Source organism: Burkholderia sp. APQ4-4ca, assembly GCF_057837105.1.
The window spans coordinates 1-3,084 of record NZ_JBYQCG010000063.1 but is presented as its reverse complement, the minus strand read 5'-3'; the positions used below and the strand labels follow the sequence as shown (position 1 = coordinate 3,084).

The 3,084-nt window shown below is 62.4% G+C and carries 2 protein-coding genes and 2 rRNA genes; 1 reads left to right on the top strand and 3 read right to left on the bottom strand.

The features are described from left to right. Positions 1 to 256, top strand: a 256-nt coding sequence (locus AC3IFE_RS04045) for a 2OG-Fe(II) oxygenase (protein WP_489189676.1), incomplete at its 5' end; no start/stop codon positions are given. Between the two features lie 282 nt (positions 257 to 538). Here the strand turns inward: AC3IFE_RS04045 and AC3IFE_RS04040 are convergent. The 3 genes from AC3IFE_RS04040 to AC3IFE_RS04030 all read right to left on the bottom strand — a co-directional run. After that, a complete protein-coding gene (locus tag AC3IFE_RS04040) occupies positions 539 to 1,963 on the bottom strand; it encodes an MFS transporter (RefSeq protein ID WP_489189675.1) in 1,425 nt (474 codons plus the stop codon). A gap of 426 nt (positions 1,964 to 2,389) precedes the next feature. After that, positions 2,390 to 2,502 (bottom strand): 5S ribosomal RNA (gene rrf / locus AC3IFE_RS04035). 185 nt (positions 2,503 to 2,687) lie between these two features. Then, a 23S ribosomal RNA gene (locus AC3IFE_RS04030) occupies positions 2,688 to 3,084 on the bottom strand; the annotation flags it as partial.

Sequence of the window (3,084 nt, the reverse complement as noted above, 5' to 3'; positions counted from 1 at the left end):
GGTCGCGATTCTGCTATCGGCGCCGGGCCGCGATTTCAGTGGCGGGGAATTCGTGTTGACGGAACAGCGACCCCGCATGCAGTCGCGTGCGGACGTGGTGCCGCTCACGCAAGGCGACGCAGTGATCTTCGCGGTACACGGCCGGCCCGTGCAGGGAAGCCGCGGCGTCTATCGCGTCAACCTGCGGCACGGTGTGAGCCGGATCCGAAGCGGCCACCGCCATACGGTCGGCATCATCTTCCATGACGCGCAGTAGCGAGAGCCGGGATTGCTTGACGGTCAGCGCAATCAGGCGCTGCTGCCGCGCCGCGTATCGCGTATCGCGTATCGCATTCGTGCTCGTCTCGGCACCGCATGCCGTCGTCAGGAAAGCGTTCCAACCAGGCATGACCGGCCGGAACGCCGCTCGCCCGCGGCGACCCAGGACCGACTGCGCGGACCATCAAGCGAACGCGGCCGCAACGAATCAGCGCTCCCGGTAAGCGCCGCAAAACACGCACACTCACCTGTCGCCCGCCGATTCGATTGGCAGTCCAGCCTATCCTCGTGCGACGCTGGCCCGCAGCCGGTCGCCGGCATCGGAAGCCAGCCGGGCGTAGCCCGGCAACGTCAGTAGCGCGAGCACGCCCGCCGCGACGAAGGCCCAACGGAAATCGTCGAGCACGTAGTGCATGCCGGCCGCATCGCCGCGCACCAAAGCGGCGAGCCGCAACGACAATGCACCGAACGCGATCCCCATTCCGATCGTCATCTGCTGCGCGGCGCTCCACAGCGTGCTGGCCGCGCTCGTCTGCTGAGCCGGGATGTCTGCATACGCCAGCGTCGCGAGCGTCGTGAACTGCATCGACCGCGTGAGCCCGTAAACGAATACGACGAGCAGCGTGATCGCCAGCGGCGTCGATGCGGTCAGCCAGCCGCATGCGATCGTGAAGATGCCGACGATCGTTACGTCGACGAGCGCAACGCGCCGAAAGCCGTAACGGTCGAGGATCCACGACGTGCCCGCCTTCATCCCGAGATTGCCGAGCGCGCTCGCGAGCAGCAGCAGCCCTGACTGGAACGGCGACAGTCCGAAACCGATCTGGAACAGCAGCGGCAGCAGATACGGGACGGCGTTGATCGCCATCCGCGTGATCGAGCCGGTGATGACCGTCACCGAGAATGTCGGCACCTTCAGCGTCGTGAAATCGAGCAGCGGATGCGCGCAGCGTCGCGCATGCAACCATGCGGCGATGCCGAACAGCACGCTTGTGCCCACCAGGGCACCCGCGCGCGTGAAGTCGACATCCTGCTGTCCGGCCGCTTCGGTGCCGATCAGCAGGCAGGTCAATGCGCCGCCAGCCAGCACGAAGCCTCCCCAGTCGAGCGGCCGTTGCTCGTCGGCCCGCGTATTCCGGACGATCAGCCAGGTACAAACGAGCGCGGCCAGGCCGAACGGGACGTTCAACAGGAAGATCCATCGCCACGACGCGTAGGTGGTGATGAAGCCGCCGATCGGCGGCCCGACGACGGGCGCGACGATGCCCGGCCACGTGATCGTCGCGATCGCACGCATCAGCTTCGCCTTCTCGGTACTGCGCACGACGATCATCCGCCCGACCGGCACCATCATCGCCCCGCCGACACCCTGCAGCAGTCGGGCAGCCGTGAACGACATCACGCCTTCGGACAGCCCGCATAGCACCGACGCGCCGGTAAAGACGATGATCGCGCTCGCGAAGACGGTGCGCGAACCATAGCGATCCGCGATCCAGCCGCTGATCGGAATGAACACCGCCAGCGCCAGCATATAGGCCGTCATCCCGAGACTCAGTGCATTCGGCCCGACGCCGAACGAGCGCGCCATTTGCGGCAGCGCGGTCGCGATCACGGTGGTGTCGAGATACTCCATGAAGAACGTCGCGGCGACGAGATACGGCAAGAAGTCGGTCGTCCGACCTCTTTGGGCGGGGCTGTCAGTCATGAACGATGCGGGAGACGGAATGCAAAAAGCGCCGATCGCCGGCGGATGCAGGCAAGTACCGGGAATCGGGACGAACGGTGATATTACCCCGAAGGGCTTGCTCCCCGCTCTGCCGAGCATGTCGCGCGAATGAACTTTATGCGCATGGATTTTTATGATGATTTCGCGCGGCGTGAGCGGAGTGAATGCGTGACGTTGGCTGAACGGCTGGTATGGTCCGTGGAAGGAGGAGCCGGGAGATTCCGGACGGTACAACGGCGGAGTATTCGAGCACGGCAGAGCACTAAAGGAGGGGCTCGATGCTGCGATGATTTGCGTCAGGGCAGGCCGACGGACGTAGCCTCGGTAACGCTTCGCTGCGCGCTTTTTAGGACGCTTAAATGCAAAAACCCCCGCCTTGTCGGGCGGGGGTTTCTGGCTAAGGGAGCCTGACGATTACCTACTTTCACACGGGAATCCGCACTATCATCGGCGTAGAGTCGTTTCACGGTCCTGTTCGGGATGGGAAGGGGTGGGACCGACTCGCTATGGTCATCAGGCAAAGGGGGTTGTTGCGTTGCTTCGCAGCACAACCAATCTGGGAAGAAGCAGTAATTTAGTTGGGTTGTGAGCTGTATCTCACACGTACGCGGTACTTCAACCGTCGTACGTCGAGTGCCTCGCACTCGACGCTCGATGTCCGTAAGCGCTAAAGCGCTAACGGGCATCGAGACAGACTTGTTATAGGATCAAGCCTTACGGGCAATTAGTATCAGTTAGCTGAACGCATTACTGCGCTTACACACCTGACCTATCAACGTCCTGGTCTCGAACGACCCTTCAAGGAGGTCTAGCCTCCAGGGATATCTCATCTTAAGGCGAGTTTCCCGCTTAGATGCTTTCAGCGGTTATCTCTTCCGAACATAGCTACCCGGCGATGCCACTGGCGTGACAACCGGTACACCAGAGGTTCGTCCACTCCGGTCCTCTCGTACTAGGAGCAGCCCCCTTCAAATATCCAACGCCCACGGCAGATAGGGACCAAACTGTCTCACGACGTTTTAAACCCAGCTCACGTACCTCTTTAAATGGCGAACAGCCATACCCTTGGGACCGGCTACAGCCCCAGGATGAGATGAGCC

Excerpts from the sequence above, each read along its gene's own strand:
- AC3IFE_RS04040 (WP_489189675.1), bottom strand. The coding sequence starts at position 1,963 with ATGACTGACAGCCCCGCCCAAAGAGGTCGGACGACCGACTTCTTGCCG.